The sequence below is a fragment of the Bacillus taeanensis genome (assembly GCF_003318295.1).
GTDB classification, from domain to species: domain Bacteria; phylum Bacillota; class Bacilli; order Bacillales; family UBA6769; genus Maribacillus; species Maribacillus taeanensis.
In genome coordinates, this window is the sequence record NZ_QOCW01000002.1 from 278,305 (window position 1) to 304,235 (window position 25,931).

A 25,931-nucleotide genomic window follows, 5' to 3' on the forward strand; every position below is an offset into this window, starting at 1 on the left:
GGAGGTGAATTACATGGAACCATTCACACATCATATGATAAAACAAACGAAAGATGGTATTGAAGTCGTTCTTTATCTTAATGAAGAGATGATGGAATTTTCAGCTGAATTAGGAATACTTGAAAGAGAAACTAAACAAACGATAGAAGAAAAAGCATTAAGCTACATAGAAAAGAAATTACCGAATTTAAATGTAAAAGCAGCAAAAATTATGGCAGGAGCGATTCTTCTTTCATCCATTGGCTTTGCAGGCTTTACACCAAAAAAAGCAGCGGCCGCAAAAATACAACCCACTGTTTCACAGAAGGTAAATAGAACCTCTTATACAGTTCAGCCTGGTGATACATTATCAGAAATCGCTAAAAAATACGGAACAACGGTTGAAGCAATTCAAGGAGCAAACCATTTAACGACTGATTTGATTCGAGCAGGGGATCTGCTGATGATACCAAACGGACTAGCTCCACTTCCATCACAACCAGCAAGCCAAACAGAGAACACACATCTTGTTTCAGGCGGGGAATCCCTATGGACAATTGCCTCAAAATATGGAACAACGGTTGAGGCCATTAAACAGCAAAACAATTTAACTAGTGATCTCCTTCAAATTGGTCAAAACTTAACGATTCCCGGAACAGCAGCTTCCCCATCATCTGTCCAAGCTGTAAGCTCAGGCACTGCATATGAAGTTTCATCAGGAGATACGTTATCAGGCATTGCGAAAAAGTATGGAACAACGGTTGAGGCCATTAAAACAAGCAATGGTTTAACAAGTGATTTCATCCGAGTGGGGCAACGTTTAACGATTTCAGGAACAGCAGCTTCCCCGTCAGCTGGGCAAACCGAACAGACAGGAACTTCTTATCAAGTTTCAGCGGGAGATACACTGTCAGGAATCGCAAAACAATATGGAACAACGGTTGAGGCCATTAAACAACACAATGGTTTAACAAGTGATTTTCTTGCCATCGGTCAAACATTAACGGTCCCAAATAGAACAGCGGCTGTACCAGCTCCCACTGCAAACACAGCATCTAGTATCATCGATCAAGAGGAAATCGAATGGCTTGCGAAAATGATTTATTGCGAGGCAAGGGGAGAGTCAATGGAAGGTCAAATTGCTGTTGGAGCCGTTATCCTTAATCGGATGGAAAGTGATCAATTTCCAAACAGTGTAAAAGAAGTGGTTTTAGAAAAGAACAACGGCTATTATCAATTCAGTCCAGCGGCAAGTGGGGTGATTTATTCGGCAGTTCCTAATGATGAGAGTATGGAAGCGGCTATAAGGGCTGCTAACGGAGAAGATCCGACTAACGGTTCACTCTACTTTTTTAATCCAGACAAAACATCAAGCATCTGGCTTCGAAGTAAACCAGTTTCAACGGTTATCGGCAACCATGTTTTTGCGTTCTAAAAAAGTAAATACAATAAATTAAAATGATTAAGCTGGCGGAACTATTTTTAAAATTTCCGTCAGTCTTTTATTTTTAAATTAAAGAGAAAAAAGAAGTATTATATTGGAAAAACAAGTATAATAAAATGGAACATCTTATTAATCAGGAGAAGAAAACATCATGAAAAATTGGAAGAAAATTTTACTGCTTGCGATTCCATCAATTGCTTCATTTGCCTCAATGACTGTTACAGGAACAATTAACTTAATTATGGTTGGTCAGCTTGGTGCGTTAGCGATTGCGATTGTCGGTGTATCAAACATTGTTATGTATAATGCATGGGCACTATTTTCAGGGATTGGGCATACGGTTAATTATTTAGTTGCTCAAAACTTTGGTGCAAATGATATGAAAAAAGGTGTGGAACGCACTTATATTGCGTTTTATCTTTGTATTGCTGCTTGTTTACTTATTGCATTTGTTGGACTCTTTTTTTCGGAAACTATTTTTAGAATAATGGGGAGCTCCGAGGAGTTAATTCAGCAAGGAACGGGTTATTTACAAATTCGTTTTTTTGCAATGGTATTTTCTATCTTTATCTTTGTTTTTCATGGATTTTTTCGCGGAATAGGTGATACGAAAACACCGATGATCAGTGCAATCCTTGGAAATGGATTGATGATCTTTTTTACATCAGGTTTAACTTATGGAAATTTCGGGATGCCGGAAATTGGTTTAATAGGGGCAGGGTATGCATTACTAATCGGGGAGATTGTAATCTTTCTAATTTGTGCTTACGTTTATTTTATCCGCCTTCACTTAGCCTATGAAACCCGTTCTAAAGTTGCTTTTGATCGTGCAGAATCAAAGCTGATACTTGGAGAAAGCGGTAAGTTAGGAATGCAGGAATTTTCAATGAGTATGGCGATGTTTGTGTTTACTGCTTTTGTTACAAGACTTGGTACAAACGCTCTAGCGGCTAATGAAATTGCGCTTAATGTGATGAGTTTCGGCTTTATGCCTGCTTTTGCGTTTAGTTCAACAGCCACGATTTTAGTTGGACAGGAGATTGGTAAAAAACGACCGCTTGATGCGAAGAAATATGGAACAGGTACAGCAATCATCGGGAGCGTATTTCTATTTATACTAGGAATTGTCCAGTTTTTCCTCGCAGAACCGATTGCAAAAATTTATACGGATGATATAGAAGTATACACATTAGCATCAAAATTAATTATGATTTCAGCATTTTTACAGCTGTTTGATGGGCTGTTAAATTTTTATGCAGGAGGCCTGCGCGGGATTGGGGATACATCGTTTCTGCTTCGTACTTCGCTAATACTTGGTTGGTTTTTCTTCATTCCACTCGCATATGTGTTAACATTTGTACTTGGTTTATCAAGCATGGGAGCGTGGATTTCGTTATACAGCTTTTTAGCGGTTTTTGGTATTGCTGTTATGATTCGCTTTTATAAAAGAGATTGGAACAGTTTGAAAATAAAGGAAGCTGACATCGATATAAATAAAAATATAAGCTGAACGGTTAATAATATCAACCATTGTTAAATAAATAATGTATTAGCTTACCTGATCATTTTACACAGGAAAACAAAATGCTCTTGAGAAGTGCTTCTCTCAGAGCATTTTTTTCTTTTTATGTAAACCCTTTCAATTTGTTCAAAATCCTAAAATACGCCTTACACTATTTACATAGGTTTGACTAACAGGAAGTTCGCTGTTATCTGGATGGTTTAACGCAACAATTAAGTTAGATGATAAATCTCTGGAAATATGTTTAATAAAAGAGATATTAATAATGTAGGAACGATGAATGCGAATAAATGAATTTGGCAGCTTATATTCAAGCGTTTTCAGTGTATCAATTGTACTGTACTGCCCGTCTTCTGTATAAAACCATGTCTTCTTTTGGTTGCTTTCAATATAAGCAATTTTTTCAAGCGGAATGGGTCTCCAAATTTCACCTTTCTTACCCGTTAAAAAAGAAAGTGCAGCTTGTTTTTTATAGAAATACGTCGGAGGCAGGATGACAATGAGTGCACCGCTAAAGCCCATTTGATCTTCAATCGGATAACCAATTCCATAATAGGGAGTACCGAATACGGATTCATCAACGAGCGATTCAACCCGGCTTTTCTGACGATATACACGCTCTGTAATACTTCCTGATGGTACTGATTGGCCAGGGCGTATCCGAATATCATGTATACCTGAAAGATAATCCAAATATTGATCTTTTGCTGCTACTGCCACAGAAGCTTCAGGCGGAATCCAGTCTTCAATAAATTTTGTTATTTGGCGCACCATCATAATATTAGAATTTTCTCTCCCTTCTAAATATTTAATTTTATTATAACATGTATTTATGATCTGCATCCACATATTCCCTTTCATCGGAAAATAAGACGATATATCGAAAATAAAAGACAGAGAAAACAAGCTGTCCTATAATAAAACTAACTACAAACAGTATAAAAAAATAAAAGAAGAGAGGGAAAGGGATGCAGAACAATAAAGGATTAGAGGGAATTACGGCGACCACATCTTCTGTTAGTTCCATTATTGATGGTGTTTTAACATATCGCGGTTTTCACATTGATGATCTTGCAAACTTTTCTACGTTTGAAGAAGTTATTTATTTGCTTTGGTTTAATAAACTTCCAACATCAAAACATTTAGCAGAATTTCAAAACGAATTATTTGAAAGCGCTTTAATTGATGGGCAGTTAATTGAAAATTTAAAGAGTTTACCACTTCATCATACACATCCAATGGCAGTGTTAAGAACGTGTATCTCACTGTTAGGCATGTATGATGAAGAAGCAGATGAAACTTCAAAAGAAGCAAGATTGCGGCAAGCAATTCGACTGCAGGCAAAGATTCCTACTATTGCTGCAGCATATGCCCGGATTCGCGAAGGAAAAGAACCTCTATCGCCTAAGAAAGAATTAAGCTTTGCGGCTAACTTTTTATATATGTTAAATGGAGAAAGGCCGGATCCTATCGCAGAGAAAGCATTTAATAAATCACTTGTTCTTCATGCTGATCATGAATTAAATGCTTCGACATTTACAGGCAGAGTTTGTGTGGCGACATTGTCAGACATGTATTCAGGTATAACTGCTGCTCTTGGCGCATTAAAAGGTCCGCTTCATGGCGGGGCAAATGAACGCGTAATGAAAATGCTGAATGAAATTAATAAAGTTCGTAATGTGGAAAATTATCTTCAGCAGGCATTTTTAAATAAACAAAAAATTATGGGATTTGGTCACCGCGTATATAAAAACGGCGATCCGCGTGCAAAGCATTTACGAGAAATGTCGCAAAAATTAGCAGATATAACAGGAGAAGATAAATGGTATAAGATGTCAGTTAAAATCGAGGAAATGGTTGTAAAAGAAAAAGGACTGCTTCCAAATGTTGACTTTTACTCGGCATCTGTGTATCACAGTCTTGGTATTAATCATGACTTGTTTACACCGATTTTTGCGATCAGCCGCACATCAGGATGGCTTGCTCACCTTTTAGAACAGTATGAAAATAACCGTCTTATTCGTCCGCGTGCCGATTATATAGGATCGAGAAACCAAACTTATACCCCGCTTGAGGAGCGTCCAGACTCTCAATTAGTAGAGATGTAAGCTTTGTTTCGCTTTCTGATTAATTTATTTGTTAAATATCCTTCCGCTTAAAAATAGAGAAATTCGTGATGATACGAAAAGGGGGAGTTTTCAATGTATTATATTATGTTTAGTAACACAGAAGAAGTAATACTTGATAATATTCATGAGGTGACCGAAAAACTGCTCGAAGGTTGGAAGTTATATGGCTATTCAGCTGATGAAAGATTATCACATTCACTTTTGCATGAATGTAAACATTATTAACAAGGATGCATAAAACTAGGCAATTTTTAAATTTAACATAGGAAAATTTACTATCTAAGGGGGACGATTTAGAATGGAAATGCTTACTGTTAAAAAGGGAAAATTTAATCTAGAAAACTATGAAAACACGTATTCTTCATTTGACTGGACAGAAGTGGAGAAAACTTTCTCTTGGAGTGAAACAGGACTTGTGAACTTAGCATATGAAGCCATTGACCGCCATGCGGAATCAGAGAAAGCGACTAAAGCGGCTCTTTATTTTTCAGATAAAGTACGAGATGAAAAATATACGTTTTCTGATATGAAGACCCTCTCCAATAAAGCCGGTAACCTTCTTAAAGAAGCTGCAGGTGTGGAAAAAAGTGACCGCGTCTTTATTTTTATGCCGCGCTCTCCTGAACTTTATTTTGTTATGCTTGGTGCAATTAAGCTCGGTGCTGTCGTTGGTCCATTATTTGAAGCATTTATGGAAGCAGCCGTTCGCGACCGTCTAGAAGACAGTGAAGCTAAAGTTCTCGTTACAACTCCTGAACTGTTAGAGCGAGTACCAGTGAATGAACTGCCACATTTAAAGCATATTGTTCTCGTTGGAGAAGATGTAAAGCAAGAAGGCCCTTATATTGATTTTCATAAAGAAATGGAAGCAGCGAGTGAGGAGCTTCAAATTGAGTGGGTAGATCGTGAAGATGGTTTAATTCTTCATTATACGTCTGGTTCAACAGGTAAACCAAAAGGTGTTTATCATGTCCATAATGCCATGATCCAGCATTATCAAACTGGAAAATGGGTGCTTGATTTAAACGATGATGATGTGTATTGGTGTACTGCTGATCCGGGTTGGGTAACTGGAACATCTTACGGCGTGTTCGCACCGTGGCTGGTTGGCGCTACCAATGTGATCCGCGGCGGCCGCTTTAGTCCGGAAGATTGGTATGGAACAATCGAAAAATATGGTGTAACCGTTTGGTACAGTGCCCCGACAGCGTTCCGGATGTTAATGAGTGCAGGTGATGAACTTGTTACAAAATTTAATTTAAACTCTTTAAGGCATATTTTAAGTGTTGGGGAGCCGTTAAATCCAGAAGTGGTGCGTTGGGGGATGAAAGTCTTTCATTTGCGTATTCATGATACATGGTGGATGACCGAAACAGGAGCGCAGGTTATTTGTAACTATCCTGCGATGGAAATTAAGCCAGGCTCAATGGGGAAACCGCTTCCAGGGATAAGAGCGGCAATTGTTGATGATGAAGGCAATGAACTGCCGTCAAATCGCATGGGCAATTTAGCGATTAAAAAGGGCTGGCCGTCGATGATGAGAGCGATTTGGAAACGTGAAGAGAAGTATGAATCTTACTTTTTAAAAAATGATTGGTATGTATCAGGGGATTCTGCGTATATGGATGAAGATGGTTACTTTTGGTTCCAAGGCCGTGTCGATGATGTGATTATGACTGCAGGTGAGCGTGTTGGACCGTTTGAAGTTGAAAGTAAATTAGTCGAGTTTCCGGCAGTAGCTGAAGCAGGTGTGGTCGGAAAACCTGATCCAATCCGCGGGGAAATTATTAAAGCTTTTATCGCATTACGAGATGGTTATGAGCCGTCGGACGAGTTAAAAGAAGAGATTCGTGTTTTTGTAAAAAAAGGACTTGCCGCACACGCAGCCCCACGAGAAATTGAGTTTCGTGGCAGTCTTCCAAAAACGAGAAGCGGAAAAATTATGAGACGTGTTTTAAAAGCATGGGAGCTCGATTTACCAACAGGTGATCTATCAACAATGGAAGACTAAACAACTTTGATGAGGTAGACTCAAATGAGTCCGCCTCATTCTTATTATTTGTAAATATAAAACAATACAAGGAGAGGTAAAACATGAATCTATTAATTATGGGACTACCAGGAGCAGGAAAAGGTACACAGGCAGAGTATCTTTCAACCAAATATAACCTTCCGCACATTTCAACAGGAGATATGCTTCGTGTAAAAATAAAAGAAGAAACACGGCTTGGTCTAGAAGCAAAAGGGCATATTGAATCTGGTAATCTAGTGCCTGATGAAGTAATGATTGGGATAATTCTTGATCGTTTTAATAAACGAGACTGTAAGAAAGGCTTTTTATTAGACGGCTTTCCACGCACTAAAGTGCAGGCAGAAGAGCTGGATAAGATGTTAAAGGAATTAAACCGCACGATTGATGCTGTAATATATATTGAAGTGGGGCAGGAAAAAGTCGTACAGAGAATTACAGGGCGCCGCATTTGTAAAGGTTGCGGCGCAAGTTATCATGTTATTTTTAACCCGCCGGCAGAAATCGGTGTTTGTAACTCTTGCAGCGGTCAATTAATTCAGCGCAGTGATGATAATGAAGAAACGGTTAGAAAACGAATTGAAGTAAACGCCATTCAGCACCAATCTCTTCTTGAGTATTATAATGGAAAGGGTTGTTTATTTACGGTTAATGGATCGAATCCAATTAATAAAGTATTTACTGACATTGAAACCATTTTAAATAATCTTTCGCGTTCAGCTGTATTATAATTGGTTAATAAAATATCGAATTCATATAAAAATCCCCCTATATTTTGGTAGGGGGATCATTCTTTGGATAAGGTAATAAAATTAGTAGTAAGGATAGTATGGGTAAGGATATGGATAGTATGGATAAGGATAATAGTATGGGAACAGTGATAATGCAGTTAATGCAGCAAGAGGGAAAAATTGACGTCTAAAACGTCGAAATCTTTGGCGGGGAAATCCATAGCCGCCGTAAAACTGCCGCTCATTAAACCCACTATCACCTTCTTGCTCCATCACATCCTCACCAACTAACATTGATACACGATCTTGATCCACACCTTCAATAATTCCATCAAATGTATTTCCATCGCTTGTCGTTGCTGTTACATGATGGAACATGTAATTTTTACATTGATCATATAAAGGGGCTTTATGACTATAATGTCCGGAATAACCATTTCTTTCTTCAGTCATTGTTTGTTCATCTCCTTTCACATCCATGATATTCACCTAGAAGACAGAGGGTTACATAAAATTAATGCGTCGTATATCACTATATAGATTCACCTTAATTTTTCAAAATCAACATGGATATGTTCCGATGTCGAATTTTTAAGGGGAAGATATATACATAAAGGATGCAGGAAATGAATGAGGCAAAAAGGTATATTTATAAAGACATCATTTGATAGACTAAAAGAGTAAGGTAGTGGAAAATCAATTATTCACTGCAATACTTTTTCTTAAGCAATGTCCAAATGTAAAGGAGTAGTTACGATGCATAGAAGTCAAGAGTTATATAACTTTCTTGTAGAAAATTCATGGCAGTTAACCGAAGATTGGTACAGTTCAGTAGAAGATCATGATCCTAATTCAGTTTATTCAACGAAAGACCCAGCGATTATTAAGGAGTTAAAGGAGCAAAATCAAGATTATTTTGTCCGTTTATTTAAAATTTTTATTCAAGAGGAACATTATTTTTTTCATGAATTCAAACAATGGTCAGAGGAGCTTGCGAAAGATCCTAAACATTTAATTACCCCCCTTCATTATGTGATTCGTGAATTTATGAAAACCCAAGAGATTGTTTTAAATTATATTAAAAAATTTATCTCGTTAAATAAAGAAACAGTGGAGTTAGAGAAAATCTTTTTCTGGTATGATTTAGTTGTAAAGACTGTCAATCTTTCTATGAATGTTTTTATTGAAGAATATCATAAAAACACTTCTACATTATTAAATGCGCAGCAGGAAACGATAAATGAATTAAGTTCACCCGTTATTATGATAAAGGAAGATGTGGCCTTACTTCCTTTGGTTGGTCATATGGATACAGGGAGAACAAAATTTATTTTAGAAAATACATTAAATCTTTGTGCTCATAAAGGAATTGTTCATCTTTTTATTGACTTATCAGGAGTTGCCATTATTGATACAATGGTGGCACAGCAAATCTTTAACTTAATTAATGCGTTAAAATTGTTGGGTGTGAAACCGACCTTATCGGGGATTAGACCAGAAATAGCCCAAACGGCAACAAATTTAGGACTTTCTTTTGAAGATATTGATATTAAATTTTCTCTTGCTCAGGCCCTCAATTCCATCCAATAATAAAGAGCCCTATTCTTGAATAGGGCTCTTGTTAGCGGTGTAATGTTTTACATTAATGAAGCTGTTTTTAAAACAAGTTCTTCAACAACTTTTGCCACACCATCATTCATATTTGTATCTGTTACATAATCAGCTTTTTCTTTAATATCATCAGGTGCATTGCCCATCGCAACGCCAAGACCCGCAAACTCAATCATTGCAAGGTCATTGTAGCTGTCGCCCATCGCGATAACTTCTTCACGCTTAATTCCAAGTTGTTGAATTAAATGATTAAGGCTTGTCCCTTTTGTTACCCCTGCTTCTGTAAACTCTAAGAAGTATGGCTTAGAACGCATCACACTTAGTTCGCCTGCTAATTCTTTTTGCAGTTTCTTTTCAACTTCTATAAGCTTTTCAGGAGCCTCAACCATTAACACTTTTACAACAGGCTCTGTCACAGCTACAACAAAACTGCTTACTTCTACTATGGGTAATCCTGTAATATCTGCTTCAATATTTGTATAGTGATTATTCGCTTCTGTTACAATGACATCGCCAACATAGCTGTGAATCCAAACATCTTCACGACAGCTAAGATCATACAAACGATGAGCGGTTTCTGGTGATAAGGTGCTTGAAAAAATATCTTCATCTGTTTTACAATTCGTAATTTTCGCTCCGTTAAAAGAAAGGATAAAGCTTCCATACTTCTCTAATTGCAGTTCTTTCGCCACAGCGCGCATCGCATATGTAGGACGTCCGGAGGCGAGTACTACTTTAACACCCAATTGTTGTGCGTCCATTAATGCTTTTTTTGTACGTTCAGAAATTGTGTGATCATCGCGCAGTAAGGTGTCGTCCATATCAAGTACAATCATTTTATAAGACATCTTATTAATTCCCTTCTCTATTAAATTCTATTTTATCATTCTACTATAAAATGGTTGAAAGAGCGAACTAGATTTAAATACTATGAAGCCTGGTTAATATGTGGATAAGGAAGAGGACAGAGGGTTTAGGAATATTTATATGCTCCTTTTAGATTTTTAAATGTTAGAAAAAAGGGAATACCTATAATACAATTATTTGTTTAGCCTTATTTTGTTGATAAGATTGAAATTTAATAAGAGGGGGGGGGATGAGAAACTATGCCTGTCGATCATTATGGTGTATTAAAGTGCAGACCTGTTCGCACTTATTTTAATAGAAAAGAGGAGAGTCCTCATTTTGAAGTTCTTTGTATTGCGGACAATGAATTAAATTATCGTGTTTCCATTAACGTTCAATCCATTGACCATCCGTCTGCCTTATTGTATTTAGACGTAAAAAATTTTTTCCACCCAGTTATACACTCTTTTCCAAAAGAGAGCGGGTATTTTCCCCTAGAAAGAAATCAAGGAATCGACTATATTCGTCATTCTTTATTTAAAGCTTCTCATATGTCAATCTTACCGCATCATGCAGCCGGTGCAGACAATGATCTGTTAGAATTTCTAGATTTTCATATAAAAGATGCTGTTAAAAAGAAAGCCTTTTTATATGTGTTTGGTTCAAAATTTAGCAGCAGTGAAAAAGATCGGGTCTTTCATTTTAAGGAAGCAAAAGGCATTCATAACATTCATATGAATCAGGGAAACATACGAAAATATCGCGCTGATAATGGGGTTTACCAAGATGGTGCCATATTTATTTATTATCCTGAAAGCAGCTCCTACACAGCTATTTTTTTAGCATTTCAATCTCAATCTTGGTGTACGGACGATAATGGTCATCCTAAAAAAACAGCAGCAGAATGCAATCATCGAACCATGCATTAATAGAGATTTCATTAAAATTTTGTTAACTGGACAACCGACGCAGTGGTTGTACCATATGTTCATGCAAAATCATGATTGTTGACGTATAGGAGAGATGTTCTTCGTAACTTTGTACTAAATCTTGGTAAAATTCGCTTAATAAACGAACATAATGTTGAATTTCCTTATCAAATAAACCAGAACGATTGATTAAAATGTTTTCATATTTTTCAACCATTCGATATGTTCGTTTTACTAGTTTTTTTGCATCTTTCATTTTAATAATAATATTCGAAGCGGTTATCAGTTCTGATAAATCTTTTCGAAACTGTTTCTTTAGGTGTCTGTTCATTTGTCCGATATGATCAATTTTTTTATCCGCAAAAATAAACTTCTCTAACATAATAAGATCAGATTTTATTGGGTTATTACAAAAAGCAAGATAAACTCTCAACGTATTATAAGCATCATACATTGGATGATGGGCTTCGCCTTCAAACTGTAGATCGTATAGAGAGAGTGCATTTTCCACAGACATATTATTTTTAGACACTCTTTTAGAAAAGATCGCTTGAAAGTCAATATAACGTTTTTCAATTTTTTTAATCGTCGTAGGAGGAATATTATGGATTAAGGCATCCAGCTGTAAACGTGATAAGTCATTTGGTGACCAGGAAAAATATTGCGTTCGTTTTATGCCGCCAATCCATTTTAAGAACTCCTCAAAAACGTCTTGGAAACTTTTCGCACCTGCTAAATCACAGTCTTGAATACCCGTTAAATTGATACAAAATTCACTTAAAGGTGCCGTATTTTTAGGACGAATAAAACGATCAAAGGATTCCATTTCTTCTGTTTCAATATTATATTTTACAGCACCTAAACGAATCGCTTCCATATCGGCGTAAGCCATGCCTCGATCCGAACAAAGCATTTCAAAATCAAAAAATACATATTGTTTAATATCAGCCATTCATATCCTCCCCTCTATCTAACATGCAATTATAAAGAATAAGAGGGTAGTTAGGAAAGGAACAATTTTTCCCAAGTACGAATATACGATCTGTTTTTCTAGTTTAAAAGACTATGATACAATAGAAAGAAATGGAAGCTTACTTATAAACTGCAGGAACAGTCGATTTAGACATTGAGATAAAGTTTAAAATGAATGATACACATTATTCGATTGATGTACATAAAAAACATCTTGAAGAACTGAAAGATTTGTACAAAGCGCTTGTTAAAATTGCGGAGATTTCTCGTGAACATGATATTATGATAGATTAGGCACAGCAAAGCCCTTGCATCAAAAACATTAAATCACAGCAGCAGTACGAAAGGTCATTTATACGAAGAGTTTAAACAGTTAAATCAAATTTCTTTTTCGTGGCTTGTTAATACGAAAAAAGCAGCATGGTGTAAAAGGTTTTAGAGATATAGTTGAACGATATATTAATGACTAAGCTTATTTTAACCTTAAATAAAAGGAATCCCGCAGTGTGTGAATTTTTACTTTGCGGGATTTTTTTCGTATGGATGAATGCTTTTTACTTTTCTGTATCTACAGTTTCATTATTATGTCGTTCTGCTTTTTGCTGTTGTTCGGTTGTAATGTTATTGCCGTTTATTCTTTGCTTTCTTGACCCTAAATAAGTATCTCGATTATTATTTCGAACAAGTGCTTCATAATCTTCAGTGATCATATTGTATCCCCTTTCTTTAAGGATTTGTTTCTAATATAACCATTTCTATAAAATTTAGTTTGGAAATGTTTTAACAAATTTTCTTTAACAAACTTTATAATTACTTAATATCTCCTTAACAATTAATAAGTATAATAAGAATAATATTTAGTACAAAAGTATGAGTAACCCACATAAAAGGAGAGCATATGAGTAAGTCATTATTTTCTACATTAGGTCTTTATAATCACTATAACTATTTTAAATATTTAAAAAATAAACGAAAACAGCAGCTAAATGACTATAGAAAATATATGGAATTACAAAAAATAATTTAAAAGCAATCGTTAACTACTTATTTTCAGCCCATCATCGATTTAGACAGCCATCATATAATCGGGTATGAAACGTTAAATCGTCCTCCATGCTAAAAACTAGGAAGTTGATCAAATATTTAGCGGAAATCCTAAGCTGCAGGGAATTGTTGTTGTTAATTATAATGTGCCCATTGCTCTTATAACGAGAACACAATTTTATCAAAAGCTCGGTACCCTGTATGGATATAATCTTTACATGGAAAGAGAAATTGATTTATTAATGAATGTAGATCCGCTTATTGTCGATTACTATGAAACGATTACAACAGTGAGTCAACTTGCAATGAACCGAAATGAAGAAGAAATTTATGACTATGTGATTGTGACAAAAAATGAAGCGTATTATGGTGTAGTGAGCATCCGCAATTTATTAATGAAATTTGCGGAAGTACAGGCTGAAATGGCTAGCTTTATGAATCCTCTCACTGGTTTGCCGGGAAATCATGTTATTGATGAAAAGCTAAATCAAACCATTCAACAAAAACAATTCAGTGTATTATATATCGATTTAGATCAATTCAAAGCTTATAATGACACGTACGGATTTAAAAAAGGCGATGCAATTATTCAAGAAACAGCTAGAATATTGAAGGAGAATATTGCGCATCTTGGCTGCTTTGTCGGTCATATCGGTGGGGATGACTTTATTGCGATTTTAAATGATTGTGAATACGAAACGCTTTGCAGTGCTGTTATTAAAGATTTCGATGAGGCAGTAAAAAGGTTTTATAATAAAGAACATCTTAAACAGCAGTATATTATTGCAGAAAACCGCTCTGGACAAATAGAAAGAATCCCGTTCTTATCACTTTCAATTGCTGTTGTGAGCAATCAAAACTGTTCGTTCAACAGCATTGAGGAAGTCGTAAATGAAGCGACAAGAATTAAAAAGCTTTGTAAAATGCAAAAACAAAGCTGTTATGAGGTAAATGCTCCTTGTTGTGCAAAATAACACTTTCTAAACAAGCAATAAAGTGAAAGTGTTATTCCTTTTTTGATAGATAAAAGAGGTATGGAAATGAAATTAAAATGGCTTACAAGCAAAACACAAGAACAATTATTAGAGATCGTATTTATAGTCGTTATTATTATCATAAGTGCATTAGTTTGTTATTTTGTAAATAAAAGTTTTTATATTTAAGAAATAATAAAGGCTGCTTCAAGAGTACTGAAAATGAGTATTGTAAGAAAAGTTAGCAGTTTGATGGCTGCTAACTTTAGTGGACTAAATCATGTTTAAATGCATAAATAACAGCTTGTGTTCGATCTTGAACTTCGAGCTTTCCTAGTATGCTGCTAACATGCACTTTAACGGTTTTAAGCGTAATAAAGAGCTGATCAGCAATGTCTTGATTTGTTTTTCCTTCTGTCATGAGCATTAAAATTTCTTTTTCCCGATTGGTTAATTGTTCATGAAGTTTCTTGTCCGGCTTTTCACGCATTTTGAGCATGATTTTTTCAGTTACTTCTGGCTCAAGGGTAGAATGGCCATTATAAGTTTTTCGAATCGCTTCTGCAATATCGCTTGCTTTTGATGTTTTTAACATATAACTTACTGCACCGGCTTGAAGAGCTGGATACACTTTTTCATCATCAAGAAAGCTCGTTACAATAATAATTTTGGCTTTAGGCCACGTGTTAATAATTTCTTTTGTTGCTTCAATGCCGTCCATTTTCTTCATAACGAGATCCATGAGAATAATGTCTGGTTTTAGTTCAAGCGCTAGTTTAACAGCATCATCTCCGTCATCAGCTTCGGCAATCACATCAATATCACTTTGAGAAGACAAATAGGTGGACACACCAATTCGCACCATTTCATGATCATCTGCAAATAATACACGTATCAATGATGTAAGCCTCCTTTTTTTCGGTGGGGAATTTTGACTTCTAATTGAGTTCCTTGATTTTTTAAACTAATAATTTTTAATGTGCCGCCAACTTCAAGTGCTCGTTCATGCATCGTTTGCAATCCGTAAGAGCTTGTTTTTCTTTCATCTGAATCAAAGCCAACTCCATTATCAACAACACGCATAATAACCGTCTCATCGCGTTCAATCAGTATTACATTTAATAAGCTTGCATGAGCATGACGTAATGTATTTGAAAGAGCTTCTTGTAAAATTCGAAACAAATGATCTTCAATTCCTTTCTCAAGTTGGAGCGTTTCAATTTTTGTTTCAATTTTCATCGGTACTTTTTGCGTTAATTCTGACAGCAAGCTTTCTATCCCTTCTTGAAGAGACTTTCCTTTTAAGGCAACAGGTCGTAAATGAAGCAATAAAGCCCGCATTTCGGACTGTGATTGATGGATCATTGTTTCCACCATTGAAAGTTGTTTCTTGGTGACGGTTTCTTGAGGGGGATTTGATTCATTAATTGCTGAAATCATCATGGAAGCAGCAAACAGCTGTTGACTAACAGAATCATGAAGCTCACGGGCGAGGCGATTTCGCTCTTGAACCACAACTTCCTGTAAGCTTTTTTCTCTTGTAGTCGCTTTCTCTGTCGCTAAACGCTGTGAGTATTCTGTTAACTGATCAATCTTTGCCTTTATCTCAAGGATGTGAGAGTGGATGGCAGCAAATTCTTTTATGTTATTTGCTTCCTTCGATGAAATCTTCTGACCTTTTAGAAGCGCATTCAGCTCACTCTCAATGGAATAAAAGGTTTGTCTTAAAAATCCACCATAAGCAATTCCAATTATTAATCCAATTCCACACGTAACCATTAAAACAATTATTACATATGGAATTTCAAACAATTCTACTTCCAAAAGCGATGAAACATCCTCTAATGGAAATGTAAGAAAGGTTATGATAAGTAAAAGAAAAGCTGTCATAAAAGCGACAAATAGACCAATAAATATTTGCCGTATGATGAGATTCATATGCGTGTCACCTCAATATCTCCTGAAAAAATCGAGGTGATGATTTTCACGCGTGGTTGTTCGATTAAATAGTTTTCTGTTTGATAGCTGATTGATTGATTCACAAGTTTTAGATGATGTTCACCTAATATATTCGCGCGACCGAGAACCGAGCTGTGCAGAATACTAATTTCTACTTCATATGGCACATAAATTTTAATATTTCCAACAAAATGTCTGATTGAAATAACTGCTTGATCGGGGAGGACGGTATTACTTAGGTCGATGAGGCGATCTCCAAAGCCGCCGTGAATATTTATATCACGCCATCCATAAGCAGTATCATTCGTTTTTTGATCACCAAAAACACGCTGCTGAAATAATGGTTCAATTTTTATTAATGAATCATCTTCATTTTCCTTTTCTAAAGAAAAAAACTGTGGAGAGACTTCCTCTGGTTCTTTCTTTGAGCGAGAATAATTAATAAAGAAAAGTACAATTCCAGCTATTATAAAAAAACGAAAGGCAATCATATTTAAAATTGTAAAGGTGAGAGTAACTGCGCCAACTCCGAACAATACTTTACCAACAATATGATGGGCCTTCTTTCGACCAAAATAAAGAAGCAGGGAAGAAAATAAAACAGAAAAAACGAGGCCGCCATGAAAAAAGGCCACTTCAATAATAAGGAGGAAGAGCCCGATAAGTATAATCCAATTTAAGGTGTTAGTTGCTAATTGTTGAAACATAAAAGGGGATCCTCCTTTATAAAAAAGTAGAAAGGCTGACTCACATCAAAAGAGTTAAAAGAGGAGTCAACCTTTTAAATTATCTTAACTATACCATATTCGTGTTAGTTCGCATTCACTTTTTCTTCTGATTTCAATCTCTTTTCTAGCTCAGCAATTTTACTATCAAAAGTGTTGTGATAGTAGCTGCTGTTTACTTTATGTTCAATGTTTTTAATGTATTGATCAATTTCAGAAAAACGGGAATAGGAATCATTTGCTTGATCTGCGGCAGCTTGATTGATGTGATAGTGAGCACGTGCTGCATTTTCACGACCCATTAACTCCATTCTTCTTAACTGCATATCTTTTAAACGGTGTTTCATTTCTTCGTATTTTTCTTCAAGTGTTTCTAACTGCTGTACTGCTTCATTTAAAGTGTTTTTTAATTGAGTACTGCGTTCCTCATATTTGTCTGCTTCTTTGACGGCGAACTGCATCATCATTTCTTCGCCAGCTTTTTGGGCAATTTCTGCTTGCTGTTTCCGCTTTGAGGCCATTTGATTTGCTTGTTCATATTCACGAATAAATTCTTCTTTTAACCGATATTGACGTGCGACCAATCGACGTACTTTTTCTGTTTCCGCCTCACTTTCACGCAGATAGTGATTTAACTTTGCGATTGGATTGCGCTGTTCCTTTTCATCAAGCAGTTCATGTAAATCTTGTGAGATTGACTCTTTCATTCGTTTAAATAAATTAGCCATTAAAATTCTCTCCTTTAGTTTGTATTATCGGTTTAATTCAGCCCATTGTTTCTCAAAGTTTGTAAAAGGATCATCTTTTCCTTCTGTTTCTTCTTTGTTGTATTTTTCTTTTTTCCATTCTTTATACACTAAGTACAATCCATATCCTGCTGCAGCCCCGATTATCCCGTAGATGTGGGAAAGGGTGATGCTAAGTACAAGTAAGCCTAGAACGACCCATGCAATCTTTTTCGCGGTAGATTCTGTTTTTAAGAATCTTTTAAAGATTACATACAACAACCATACACTCACTCCAAGTAAAATCATTGGACCGAGATTTGCTAATAATACAGCGAGTGCAATGAGTCCACCGATAAATAACAAAAATTTTTTCATTTCTTTTTCCTCCTTTCTCATATCTTGACTTTATTTTATCGAGAAAATGAATTCGTCATAATGATCCCGAGAAATATTTTTATCTAAGACTTGAGGCGTATATAGTAGTAAGCTTTTAAAAAAATTACGAATTAAATAAAGAAAAGATAGTACAAAAGCATAGGTTGAAGAGTTCTAACAAAGGGAAATAAGAAAAGCAAATTCTTTTATGAAGGAGATGGATACAATGACAAAACAATCAAAACCGGTAATTGGAATTTCTGGATCTGTTGCTGATTATAAAGGGATTCCAAGCGTGTATCTTCATCAAAAATATGTTCAATCTGTTGAAGATGCCGGAGGTATTCCATTAGTACTTCCAATTGGAACAGAGGAAATGGCAGAGGTTTGGGTGTCAAAGTGTGATGGCATTATATTAAGCGGAGGAATTGATGTTGATCCACATTCCTATAATAAAGATCCAGATCCTGAATTAGGAAAAGTAAATGAAGACCGCGATAAAACAGAAAAGTGGTTAGTGAAATATGCGCAGGAGCAGAAAAAGCCGATTTTTGCAATATGCAGAGGACTTGCAATGTTAAATGCAGATTTAGGAGGAACGGTGATCCAAGATATTGAAAAAAATGATGAGAACGCTATTAAGCATTATCAAAAAGCAGCACGATCAGATCCGACTCATAGCATGACAATTAAGGAAAACAGCCGCTTAGCTGGCATTATTGGAAGTACGAATATTCGCGTAAACAGTATGCACCACCAAGCAATTGGCGAGGTCGCTTCTTCATTAAAAGCAGTTGCTCATGCTCCGGACGGTGTGATTGAAGGGCTTGAAGGGATAGAGGATGAGCCTGTTATGTTTGGTGTGCAGTGGCACCCTGAAGAGATGGCAGCAGAAGATGAATATAATTTTAATTTGTTTAAACATTTCGTTGAAGCATGTGAAAAACAGCTTATTGGTTTCAACAGTTAAGAAAAATAACGTTAAAGTTAAAATCCCCTCTTTCCTATAAAAAATGGGAAGGAGGGGGGGTTCTTATTTTTCTTTCAATACATCATTTAAGCGATCAGGAAAATTTGTAAATATTCCTGTAACGCCCCAGTCTAGTAGTTTTCGCATGTCTTCTTTTTCATTTACTGTATAAGGGTGGATGAAGAGGTTGTGTTCGCGTACTTTTTGAACATATGCTTCATCAATTCTTGAATAATTCATATCAAGCCCAACTGCATACTCTTTATACAGCTCCAGTTCCTCATCTGTAATTTCTGCAGGAGCTGTATACAAAAGCAGTTGTACAAGCGGAATGTTTTTATTCAAATGATATACTTTCTGTAAGCTTTCTTCACTAAATGATTGAATAATGACTTTACTTGATGGTAGATTAGGACCAATTAACTTGTTTTCTTCTAGAATTTCTAATAACTTTTCTTCCATGCCTGGATATACCTCAGGTGATTTTGTTTCAATGTAATAGTTTGCACTGCGGCCGTATTAATTTATTACTTCTTGAAGTGTCGGTACTTTTAAATGTATGTAATTTTCGCTTTCATACTCAGGATACTTTTCATTAAACCAAGAGCCGGCATCGAGCATTTTAATTTCTTCTAATGTATGCTCTTTTACTAATCCTTCGCCGTTTGTAGTACGATCTAATGTTTCATCATGCATGGCAATTAGCTCGCCATCTTTTGTCATTTGTAAATCTACTTCAACATAATCGCCTTTCATTTCTTCTCCAAGTTTATAAGAAGTAAGCGTGTGTTCTGGTGCATATCCTGAAGCACCGCGATGAGTGACATTTAAGATTTTCTCTTCATTCAAAGGTTTTTTTTCAAATGCTGAAGTTCCCTCAATTAATCCTAGTGAACTGCTAAATAAAGTAACTGCTGCAAGGGCACTTCTAATTGCTTTTTTCATGTTCATCATCCTTTACACTAGATTTGTCTTTCAATTACTAGCATAAAGGGTCAATATTAATAGTCTGTGAATGAAATGTAAAGATTTTTTTACTAGTTTGTATAAAATTGTAAAGATTGAAGGGGGAAGTACAAAAAAAAGAAGAATGAAAACGAATGATAAATACAATTATAGATAGCGATAGATACCGAAATAAATCTTTTTTGTGAAAACATTTGATTGAAGCGAACAGTTTCATTTACACTATAAAAAACTTATATGCTTTTTAAGGAGAGAAGGAATGGACAATAAACCGAGCGAAACGTATGAAATTATTGAAGTATGCCTGCTTGCGGGGAAAATTATGCTTGAGAGTGGTGCGGAAACATATCGAGTAGAAGATACAATGGGGCGCATTGCCGCTTCATATGGAATAAAAGGAGCACACAGCTATGTAACACCAACAGGAATTTTCTTTTCCATTGACGGTACAGAACCTACAAAGTTAATACGCATCGTTAATCGTACGACAGATTTATATAAAGTAACGTTAGTAAACAGTATTTCTCGAAAGATTAGTACGGGGAAGGTATCTGTAAGTGAAGCATATCGTCAGCTGAAAAAAATTCAATTGGGAAAGCTGACTTATTCAATGTTTGTTCAAGTTTCAGCTGCATCACTTGCAAGCGGCTGTTTTTTAATTATGTTTGAAGGGGGCTGGAATGATTTTCTTCCAGCGCTTATTACGGGAGGAGTTGGGTTTACTTCTCTTCTTTACTTTCATCGCCTTGTAGAAATCAAATTTTTTGCTGAGTTTTTAGCTTCCTTAATTATCGGACTTTTTTCGTTTTTATTTGTGATGGTGGGACTTGGGCAGGAGCTTGATAAAATTATCATTGGATCTGTTATGCCGCTCGTTCCAGGGCTTCTTATTACAAATGCAGTTCGAGATTTAATGGCGGGACATCTCGTCTCAGGATTATCTAAAGGAGCAGAAGCATTTTTAACGGCCTTTGCAATTGGAGCAGGTATTGCAATTGTGCTGTCATTTTTGTAGGGGAGCGAAGGATATGATGATTGAACAATTAGCGACTAGTTTTATCGCTTCTGGGGCATTTGGTGTTATCTTTAATGCACCGAGAAAATCACTTCTTAAATGCGGACTGGTTGGAATGGTGGGCTGGGTATTATACATCGTGTTAGTAGAAAGCGAGGTTGATACAGTGCTGGCGACTTTTGCAGCATCTTTTTTCATTGCTGTTATCAGCCAGGTTTTTGCGAAAGTTTATAAAACACCAATCATTATTTTTAGTGTGGCCGGCATTATTCCATTAGTTCCCGGTGGTCTTGCTTATGATGCAATGCGTAACTTTGTCGAAAATGATTACAATGCAGCCCTGCAGCTTGCCGCTAAAGCCTTTATGATCTCCGGAGCGATTGCCATGGGGCTTGTATTTTCGGAAGTGATCAATCAAATGATAAGAAGATCAAAGTTATAGTAAGGTTCATTATATAAAAAAGATGAGTGATTCCAGCTCTTGGATTTTCTGTTTCCTAACGTTTATTTCATAGTATAATGGATATTAACAATGTTGTTAAATTTTTCTATAGAAAGGATTAGTTATAATGAAACCAATAAACAATGAACATCAAGATAAAGTACTTGATAAAGCATTAAGCGCAAAAGCGGTCGCGACAGTTATCCTAAAAACGGGTGTGCAGTTAAAAGGGAAAATTGAAGGACATGATCGTTTTTGTCTTATTTTAAATTCATTTGGAAAACAGCAGCTCATTTATAAACATGCGGTTTCAACAATTCTTATTTAGCCGCAGGCGCTTCATCATATAAACTAGTAAATCCTCTTTAAGTTCGTATTGAAGATTATCTTTTATACATAACGGTTCTTTTATACTTAAAGAGGATCTTCATTTTGTCTATTGACTCTATTAATAGAAAGCGCTACCATTATAAAGAAAATTAAATTAATTAATTATTGATGGTTGTTGGAGATTTATGTATATCTTATCCTTTATAAGGGGTGGGGAAAATGAATGTATTACAAAAAAAGTTTGCAGTGCTTGATGGACAAACTGTTCATTCATATACATTAAAGAATGATGCCATGGAAGTAACGTGTATAAATTATGGATGTATTATTACTAAGATTCTAACTCCAGATCAAAATGGGGTGTTAGAAAACATTGTATTAGGTTTTGATAGTTTAGAAGAATATCAAAAATTCTCACCGTATTTTGGAGCAGTTGTCGGCCGTACTGCCGGTCGTATTAAAAACGGTGAATTTGAATTAGACGGTCAAACGTACATACTTCCTCAAAATGAAAATAATAATCATCTCCATGGTGGTATTGAAGGGTTTGATCGTAAGCTTTGGGACGCCGAAGTGATCGAAGCTGAAAATGAAGTCGGGGTGGAATTTTCATATACAAGTGCTGATGGAGAAGAAGGTTATCCTGGTAATTTAAAAGTAACCGTCACATATACGTTAAATAATCAAAATGAGTTTGTTATTTCTTATCATGGTGTTTCTGATCAAAAAACATTAGTAAACCTTACAAATCACACGTATTTTAATTTAAGCGGAAATTTAAAGCGGGATGTTTTGGAACATGAGTTAACGATCAACAGCAATCAATTTGCTGAGTTAAACATGGAGCTTATTCCAACTGGGGAGTTTATCGATGTAAACGAAACGGCATTTGATCTTCGTGAAGGTAAAAAAATTCGAGAAGGAGTAGAATCAGGCCATCCGCAAAATCTTTTAGCTGGAAAAGGATATGATCACCCGTTTTTATTAAATGAAAATAATCATAAAGAAATTGTTTTGTTTGACGAAGAAAGCGGTCGTAAGATGATCGTGAAAACAGATGAACCGAGTGTTGTTCTTTATACAGGAAATAAACTTGAAGGTCAATTTGATATTCGAGGTACAAAATCAAGAAACTATTCAGGATTATGCCTTGAAACACAAGGTCTCCCTGATTCCATTCACCATTCTCATTTTCCTTCTTGTGTTTTAGAAAAGGATGAAGAGTACTTTACTAAAACAACATACATGTTTTCTACAGCAAAATAAAGCATGCAGCAATGATTTGTCTTAAAATGAAAAACGACGGCCTATTTATAGCGGTCGTTTTTCATTTTATAAAAATAACCTTTAAACTTGTACAGCTTCTTTGGCAAAATCTTTTGCTGCTATTTTTGCTTGTTCAATCGCTTTTTCTTTTATATTTTCAGCTTCATTTGCCATTTGGGCCATTCCTTCAACAAATATCGATTGAATATTAGTAATTCCTATAAAGTTTAAAACCGTTCGTAAATAACGATCCCCAAATTCTAATTCCTTTGCCGGTCCTTCTGAATAAATACCGCCTCGTGCTTGAATATGAACCGCTTTTTTATTTTCTAATAAACCAACAGGGCCTTCAGATGTATATTTAAACGTTTTTCCCGCAATACAAATCGTATCAATATATGCTTTCATTTTTGGGGGAAAGCTAAAATTCCATAATGGTGTGACGAAAACATATTTATCAGCTGAAATAAATTGATCTGTTAATGTATTTATCGCGCTTACTTTATTTTTTTCCTCATTTGAAAGTTCTTCAAAAGCACTTCCTGTTTGTAATTTCCCCCAACCGCTAAACACATCTGTGTCGATATAAGGAATATTAGTATTGTAAAGGTCAAGTCTTATAATTTGATCATTTTTATTATGCTGTTCATATTCCTTTATAAACGCTTCCCCAACTGATAAGCCAAATGATTGGTCAACGGGTTTTGGGTTTGCTGTAATATATAAAAGCTTTTGCATGTTTTTCCCTCTCTTTCTTTTCGTGTTATGACAAAAGTCTTTTATATTGTTACCTATAAAGTTAATTCATTGCTTGGTAAATTTGACCGTTATAATATAACAATTAAAGAAGAATATTTTCGACGATTTTTCAGCAAAATTAGAAGAAAGGAGGCGGTGAAACATGTTTACGTATGGAAAAGATATTCCTTTAGAGGATATTTCTACAGATTATTTAGAAATTGATGAGTTAACAAATAATGCAAAAAATTTAAAAAATATAGAACCTTTATATGTTTACGGACAAAATATTAATTGGGAAAGCGTATCAGAGTAAGAAATAAAGCGGGTGACGTAAAGTTAGCCGCTTTATAAGCATTGCATTTTCTTTAATTTATCCTCTGCGCGTATTAAACAATTCTGACTCCCTGACTTCAAATATTCTTGCTGCAGTTTGTTGTATTCATCTAACATAGCATCAATTTTATTCTTTTTAGTATGTCATATTCTTGCTTCCAGTTTTCCTGAAGTTGTTGGAAGTAATGTAAATGTTCACTTCCTTTACAATGTCCGATCGAAGCATGTTGAAAAGGGTTTATAGAACTTTCGTTTAAATACAAAAAACAACATTACAATGGGAACGATAAACATCTAAAGCTTCAAAAATAGTTTTATCTTTTAAATCCCATGAAACGTTATTAGGAAAAATACTAATGACATGGTTTCTCCAAGAAGTTAGCGAAACAATTTGGATTTTCTTTAATAAACGCTCATCATTTAATAGTACATGTAAAGTTTTTCGAGCTTCGTCTGTTATATATTCGCATTTTGCTTCCAATTTCCACAAGAAATATTGAATAAATTTTTTTACCTCTGACTGCTCTTTAATAATCACTGTATTTTCAATATAATTTTCTAATGGAGCTCCATACAAAGAACCAGGATATGCTTTATAAGCTTCTACTGCCATGAGTCTCATTCCAATCTGTCTTGTGGTGATATAATATTTATATTTTACCATCATAATCAATGACAAAAAACAACCCTTTACCTTTTTATTGTAAAAAAAGGGTGTAAAATGATGGTAAGGCTTTGTGTGATATAGAATATGAATACTCCCGCCACTTAATTTTCTAGCGAAAATTTGAAGTGGGGGTTTCTAACGTATCGAACATTTCTGAACACTTAACGTTAGTGGAGTTGACACATTGGCGGTCTAAATACGCCCAACTCCTCTATCCCATCGGTCTTGCCTTTGGGACTTCTTTTAATAAGCCTACTGCACCATTTTCACACGTTGTGCTCGTCATGTATCACGCATCTTCGGCTTCTCTAGGCTTGAACATTTTACGCAGCAGAGCGTCTTTTCCTGCTACAACCTTATATGTTCAGTTTTCAATGAGCATGTACAAGGATGTACAACTATTATTATATCATTTATTACGTACTTGTGTTCGTAATAAATGATGGAAATTCACCCCCTCCCTACTGATTGGGCTATCGCCCTTCACATTCCTTGAGGAAGGGGTACTCTTTCCAAAAATGATAGAAGAGAGGGTTTATTATTAAAGAAACCTTATTAACTTTGATCCTTGCTTTGATAGTGTTAAGAGTACCTTTTATAGGGAAATATCTCAAAGTAGTTAATACATTAGTACATGAAGTAGTTGGGCATGGATTAATGAGTATGTTAACAGATGGAAAAATTAATAGAGTTATGCTTTTTTCTAATACAGAAGGATTAGCATTTACTTCTTATCGATCATGGTTTGGCAAAGTGTTAACGGCAGCAGCAGGCTATCCGCTTGCTTCTATCACAGCTTTCTTTTTCTTTTACTTATATAGCTTAGGAAATTATCAATGGATCGTTTATATTTTAATAGGTATTACAGCGATGTCACTTCTTTTTTGGGTGAGAAATTTATACGGCATCTATTGGCTTGTTGCTTTTGGAGGGATGTTATATGTTATTTATCAACATATTACTCATCCTTATGCGCGGTATGCTGTGTTATTTATTATTTCTGTTCAGATGATCGAGTCTGTTTATTCTTCTTTTACCATTTTTTATTTAAGTATTAAGAGAAAGAATGATGCCGGAGATGCAGCAGCACTTGCAGCCTCCACCCATATTCCAGCCGCATGTTGGGGGCTGCTGTTTTTAATGCAGTCCTTATATTTTGCATATCTTGCATTAACGACAATGATTTAAACTTTCTTTTGTTGTC

General features: G+C 35.5%; 31 protein-coding genes and 1 pseudogene. 19 read left to right on the forward strand and 13 right to left on the reverse strand.

All coding sequences use genetic code 11. The features are described from left to right. Positions 1-13 precede the first annotated feature (13 nt). Together DS031_RS03860 and DS031_RS03865 are read left to right on the forward strand one after the other, a co-directional pair. On the forward strand, positions 14-1,414 hold the full coding sequence (locus DS031_RS03860; protein WP_113804606.1) for a LysM peptidoglycan-binding domain-containing protein: 1,401 nt from the start codon (positions 14-16) through the stop codon (positions 1,412-1,414). Between the two features lie 160 nt (positions 1,415-1,574). After that, positions 1,575-2,933, forward strand: coding sequence for an MATE family efflux transporter (locus DS031_RS03865; protein ID WP_181832999.1), 1,359 nt, complete (start codon positions 1,575-1,577; stop codon positions 2,931-2,933). A gap of 138 nt (positions 2,934-3,071) precedes the next feature. Here DS031_RS03865 and DS031_RS03870 read toward each other — a convergent pair whose 3' ends face one another. Then, positions 3,072-3,788, reverse strand: coding sequence for a LytR/AlgR family response regulator transcription factor (locus tag DS031_RS03870; protein WP_113804608.1), 717 nt, complete (start codon positions 3,786-3,788; stop codon positions 3,072-3,074). 125 nt (positions 3,789-3,913) lie between these two features. Here DS031_RS03870 and citZ point away from each other — a divergent pair, with 125 nt between their 5' ends. The 4 genes from citZ (at position 3,914) to DS031_RS03885 (ending at position 7,834) form a co-directional block, all read left to right on the forward strand. Beyond that, positions 3,914-5,053, forward strand: a complete 1,140-nt coding sequence (gene citZ, locus DS031_RS03875; RefSeq protein ID WP_113804609.1) for a citrate synthase — start codon at positions 3,914-3,916, stop codon at positions 5,051-5,053. A gap of 93 nt (positions 5,054-5,146) precedes the next feature. Further along, positions 5,147-5,299: a hypothetical protein gene (locus DS031_RS23465; RefSeq protein ID WP_181833000.1), complete on the forward strand. Its 153-nt coding sequence runs from the start codon at positions 5,147-5,149 to the stop codon at positions 5,297-5,299. A gap of 73 nt (positions 5,300-5,372) precedes the next feature. Then, positions 5,373-7,085 (forward strand): acetate--CoA ligase, encoded by a 1,713-nt coding sequence (gene acsA, locus DS031_RS03880; protein WP_113804610.1) that lies wholly within the window; start codon positions 5,373-5,375, stop codon positions 7,083-7,085. 83 nt (positions 7,086-7,168) lie between these two features. After that, the gene (locus DS031_RS03885; protein ID WP_113804611.1) at positions 7,169-7,834 is read left to right on the forward strand and encodes an adenylate kinase; all 666 of its coding nucleotides are present in this window, start codon (positions 7,169-7,171) and stop codon (positions 7,832-7,834) included. Positions 7,835-7,915: 81 nt separating this feature from the next. On the opposite strand, the gene DS031_RS03890 is transcribed toward DS031_RS03885, so the two are convergent. Beyond that, a complete protein-coding gene (locus DS031_RS03890; RefSeq protein ID WP_245947177.1) occupies positions 7,916-8,314 on the reverse strand; it encodes a hypothetical protein in 399 nt (132 codons plus the stop codon). A 276-nt stretch (positions 8,315-8,590) separates the two neighbouring features. On the opposite strand from DS031_RS03890, the gene DS031_RS03895 reads away from it, so the two are divergent. Then, positions 8,591-9,424: an STAS domain-containing protein gene (locus tag DS031_RS03895; protein ID WP_113804612.1), complete on the forward strand. Its 834-nt coding sequence runs from the start codon at positions 8,591-8,593 to the stop codon at positions 9,422-9,424. Between the two features lie 47 nt (positions 9,425-9,471). Here DS031_RS03895 and DS031_RS03900 read toward each other — a convergent pair whose 3' ends face one another. Beyond that, positions 9,472-10,293: a Cof-type HAD-IIB family hydrolase gene (locus tag DS031_RS03900; RefSeq protein WP_113804613.1), complete on the reverse strand. Its 822-nt coding sequence runs from the start codon at positions 10,291-10,293 to the stop codon at positions 9,472-9,474. A gap of 258 nt (positions 10,294-10,551) precedes the next feature. Between DS031_RS03900 and DS031_RS03905 the strand changes: the two genes are divergently transcribed. After that, on the forward strand, positions 10,552-11,220 hold the full coding sequence (locus DS031_RS03905) for a YukJ family protein (protein WP_113804614.1): 669 nt from the start codon (positions 10,552-10,554) through the stop codon (positions 11,218-11,220). A gap of 22 nt (positions 11,221-11,242) precedes the next feature. Here DS031_RS03905 and DS031_RS03910 read toward each other — a convergent pair whose 3' ends face one another. Further along, positions 11,243-12,172, reverse strand: coding sequence for a 3'-5' exonuclease (locus DS031_RS03910; protein ID WP_113804615.1), 930 nt, complete (start codon positions 12,170-12,172; stop codon positions 11,243-11,245). A gap of 191 nt (positions 12,173-12,363) precedes the next feature. Between DS031_RS03910 and DS031_RS24020 the strand changes: the two genes are divergently transcribed. Both DS031_RS24020 and DS031_RS24025 read left to right on the forward strand, forming a co-directional pair. Beyond that, a complete protein-coding gene (locus DS031_RS24020) occupies positions 12,364-12,486 on the forward strand; it encodes a hypothetical protein (RefSeq protein ID WP_245947179.1) in 123 nt (40 codons plus the stop codon). Then, positions 12,482-12,631: a YvbH-like oligomerization domain-containing protein gene (locus DS031_RS24025; RefSeq protein WP_245947191.1), complete on the forward strand. Its 150-nt coding sequence runs from the start codon at positions 12,482-12,484 to the stop codon at positions 12,629-12,631. Before DS031_RS24020 ends, DS031_RS24025 begins: the two co-directional genes overlap by 5 nt. 115 nt (positions 12,632-12,746) lie before the next feature. Here DS031_RS24025 and DS031_RS23470 read toward each other — a convergent pair whose 3' ends face one another. Beyond that, positions 12,747-12,902, reverse strand: a complete 156-nt coding sequence (locus tag DS031_RS23470) for a hypothetical protein (RefSeq protein WP_181833001.1) — start codon at positions 12,900-12,902, stop codon at positions 12,747-12,749. Positions 12,903-13,090: 188 nt separating this feature from the next. Between DS031_RS23470 and DS031_RS24395 the strand changes: the two genes are divergently transcribed. Together DS031_RS24395 and DS031_RS03920 are read left to right on the forward strand one after the other, a co-directional pair. Next, complete coding sequence (locus tag DS031_RS24395) at positions 13,091-13,219, forward strand: hypothetical protein (RefSeq protein WP_281269093.1); 129 nt, start codon at positions 13,091-13,093, stop codon at positions 13,217-13,219. Positions 13,220-13,454: 235 nt separating this feature from the next. Then, on the forward strand, positions 13,455-14,210 hold the full coding sequence (locus DS031_RS03920; protein ID WP_245947181.1) for a GGDEF domain-containing protein: 756 nt from the start codon (positions 13,455-13,457) through the stop codon (positions 14,208-14,210). A 265-nt stretch (positions 14,211-14,475) separates the two neighbouring features. Here the strand turns inward: DS031_RS03920 and DS031_RS03925 are convergent, their stop codons facing one another. The 5 genes from DS031_RS03925 to DS031_RS03945 form a co-directional block, all read right to left on the reverse strand. Next, complete coding sequence (locus tag DS031_RS03925; RefSeq protein WP_113804616.1) at positions 14,476-15,108, reverse strand: response regulator transcription factor; 633 nt, start codon at positions 15,106-15,108, stop codon at positions 14,476-14,478. Next, positions 15,105-16,148, reverse strand: a complete 1,044-nt coding sequence (locus DS031_RS03930; protein WP_113804617.1) for a sensor histidine kinase — start codon at positions 16,146-16,148, stop codon at positions 15,105-15,107. The genes DS031_RS03925 and DS031_RS03930 overlap by 4 nt, the downstream gene beginning before the upstream one ends. Then, complete coding sequence (gene liaF / locus DS031_RS03935) at positions 16,145-16,876, reverse strand: cell wall-active antibiotics response protein LiaF (RefSeq protein WP_113804618.1); 732 nt, start codon at positions 16,874-16,876, stop codon at positions 16,145-16,147. Before liaF ends, DS031_RS03930 begins: the two co-directional genes overlap by 4 nt. A gap of 104 nt (positions 16,877-16,980) precedes the next feature. Beyond that, positions 16,981-17,622, reverse strand: coding sequence for a PspA/IM30 family protein (locus DS031_RS03940; protein WP_113804619.1), 642 nt, complete (start codon positions 17,620-17,622; stop codon positions 16,981-16,983). A 24-nt stretch (positions 17,623-17,646) separates the two neighbouring features. Beyond that, on the reverse strand, positions 17,647-17,997 hold the full coding sequence (locus tag DS031_RS03945) for a lmo0954 family membrane protein (protein ID WP_113804620.1): 351 nt from the start codon (positions 17,995-17,997) through the stop codon (positions 17,647-17,649). Between the two features lie 226 nt (positions 17,998-18,223). On the opposite strand from DS031_RS03945, the gene DS031_RS03950 reads away from it, so the two are divergent. Beyond that, on the forward strand, positions 18,224-18,967 hold the full coding sequence (locus tag DS031_RS03950) for a gamma-glutamyl-gamma-aminobutyrate hydrolase family protein (RefSeq protein ID WP_113804621.1): 744 nt from the start codon (positions 18,224-18,226) through the stop codon (positions 18,965-18,967). Positions 18,968-19,030: 63 nt separating this feature from the next. Here DS031_RS03950 and DS031_RS03955 read toward each other — a convergent pair. Next, positions 19,031-19,912: pseudogene (locus tag DS031_RS03955) on the reverse strand (glycerophosphodiester phosphodiesterase). Positions 19,913-20,192: 280 nt separating this feature from the next. On the opposite strand from DS031_RS03955, the gene DS031_RS03960 reads away from it, so the two are divergent. The 4 genes from DS031_RS03960 (at position 20,193) to DS031_RS03975 (ending at position 22,986) form a co-directional block, all read left to right on the forward strand. Beyond that, complete coding sequence (locus DS031_RS03960) at positions 20,193-20,948, forward strand: threonine/serine exporter family protein (RefSeq protein WP_113804622.1); 756 nt, start codon at positions 20,193-20,195, stop codon at positions 20,946-20,948. 16 nt (positions 20,949-20,964) lie between these two features. Then, positions 20,965-21,390 carry a threonine/serine exporter family protein gene (locus DS031_RS03965; RefSeq protein ID WP_113804654.1) on the forward strand — a complete coding sequence of 142 codons (426 nt, stop codon included), beginning with the start codon at positions 20,965-20,967 and terminating at the stop codon, positions 21,388-21,390. A 127-nt stretch (positions 21,391-21,517) separates the two neighbouring features. Beyond that, a complete protein-coding gene (gene hfq / locus DS031_RS03970; RefSeq protein WP_220182069.1) occupies positions 21,518-21,718 on the forward strand; it encodes an RNA chaperone Hfq in 201 nt (66 codons plus the stop codon). Positions 21,719-21,939: 221 nt separating this feature from the next. After that, positions 21,940-22,986, forward strand: a complete 1,047-nt coding sequence (locus DS031_RS03975; RefSeq protein ID WP_113804624.1) for an aldose epimerase family protein — start codon at positions 21,940-21,942, stop codon at positions 22,984-22,986. Positions 22,987-23,067: 81 nt separating this feature from the next. On the opposite strand, the gene DS031_RS03980 is transcribed toward DS031_RS03975, so the two are convergent. Further along, complete coding sequence (locus tag DS031_RS03980; protein WP_113804625.1) at positions 23,068-23,724, reverse strand: FMN-dependent NADH-azoreductase; 657 nt, start codon at positions 23,722-23,724, stop codon at positions 23,068-23,070. Between the two features lie 163 nt (positions 23,725-23,887). On the opposite strand from DS031_RS03980, the gene DS031_RS23475 reads away from it, so the two are divergent. Then, a complete protein-coding gene (locus tag DS031_RS23475) occupies positions 23,888-24,040 on the forward strand; it encodes a hypothetical protein (RefSeq protein WP_181833002.1) in 153 nt (50 codons plus the stop codon). Positions 24,041-24,313: 273 nt separating this feature from the next. Here the strand turns inward: DS031_RS23475 and DS031_RS03985 are convergent, their stop codons facing one another. Next, a complete protein-coding gene (locus tag DS031_RS03985; RefSeq protein WP_113804626.1) occupies positions 24,314-24,673 on the reverse strand; it encodes a hypothetical protein in 360 nt (119 codons plus the stop codon). 615 nt (positions 24,674-25,288) lie between these two features. Here DS031_RS03985 and DS031_RS03990 point away from each other — a divergent pair. Continuing rightward, positions 25,289-25,915: a M50 family metallopeptidase gene (locus DS031_RS03990; RefSeq protein WP_281269094.1), complete on the forward strand. Its 627-nt coding sequence runs from the start codon at positions 25,289-25,291 to the stop codon at positions 25,913-25,915. Positions 25,916-25,931: the final 16 nt, after the last annotated feature.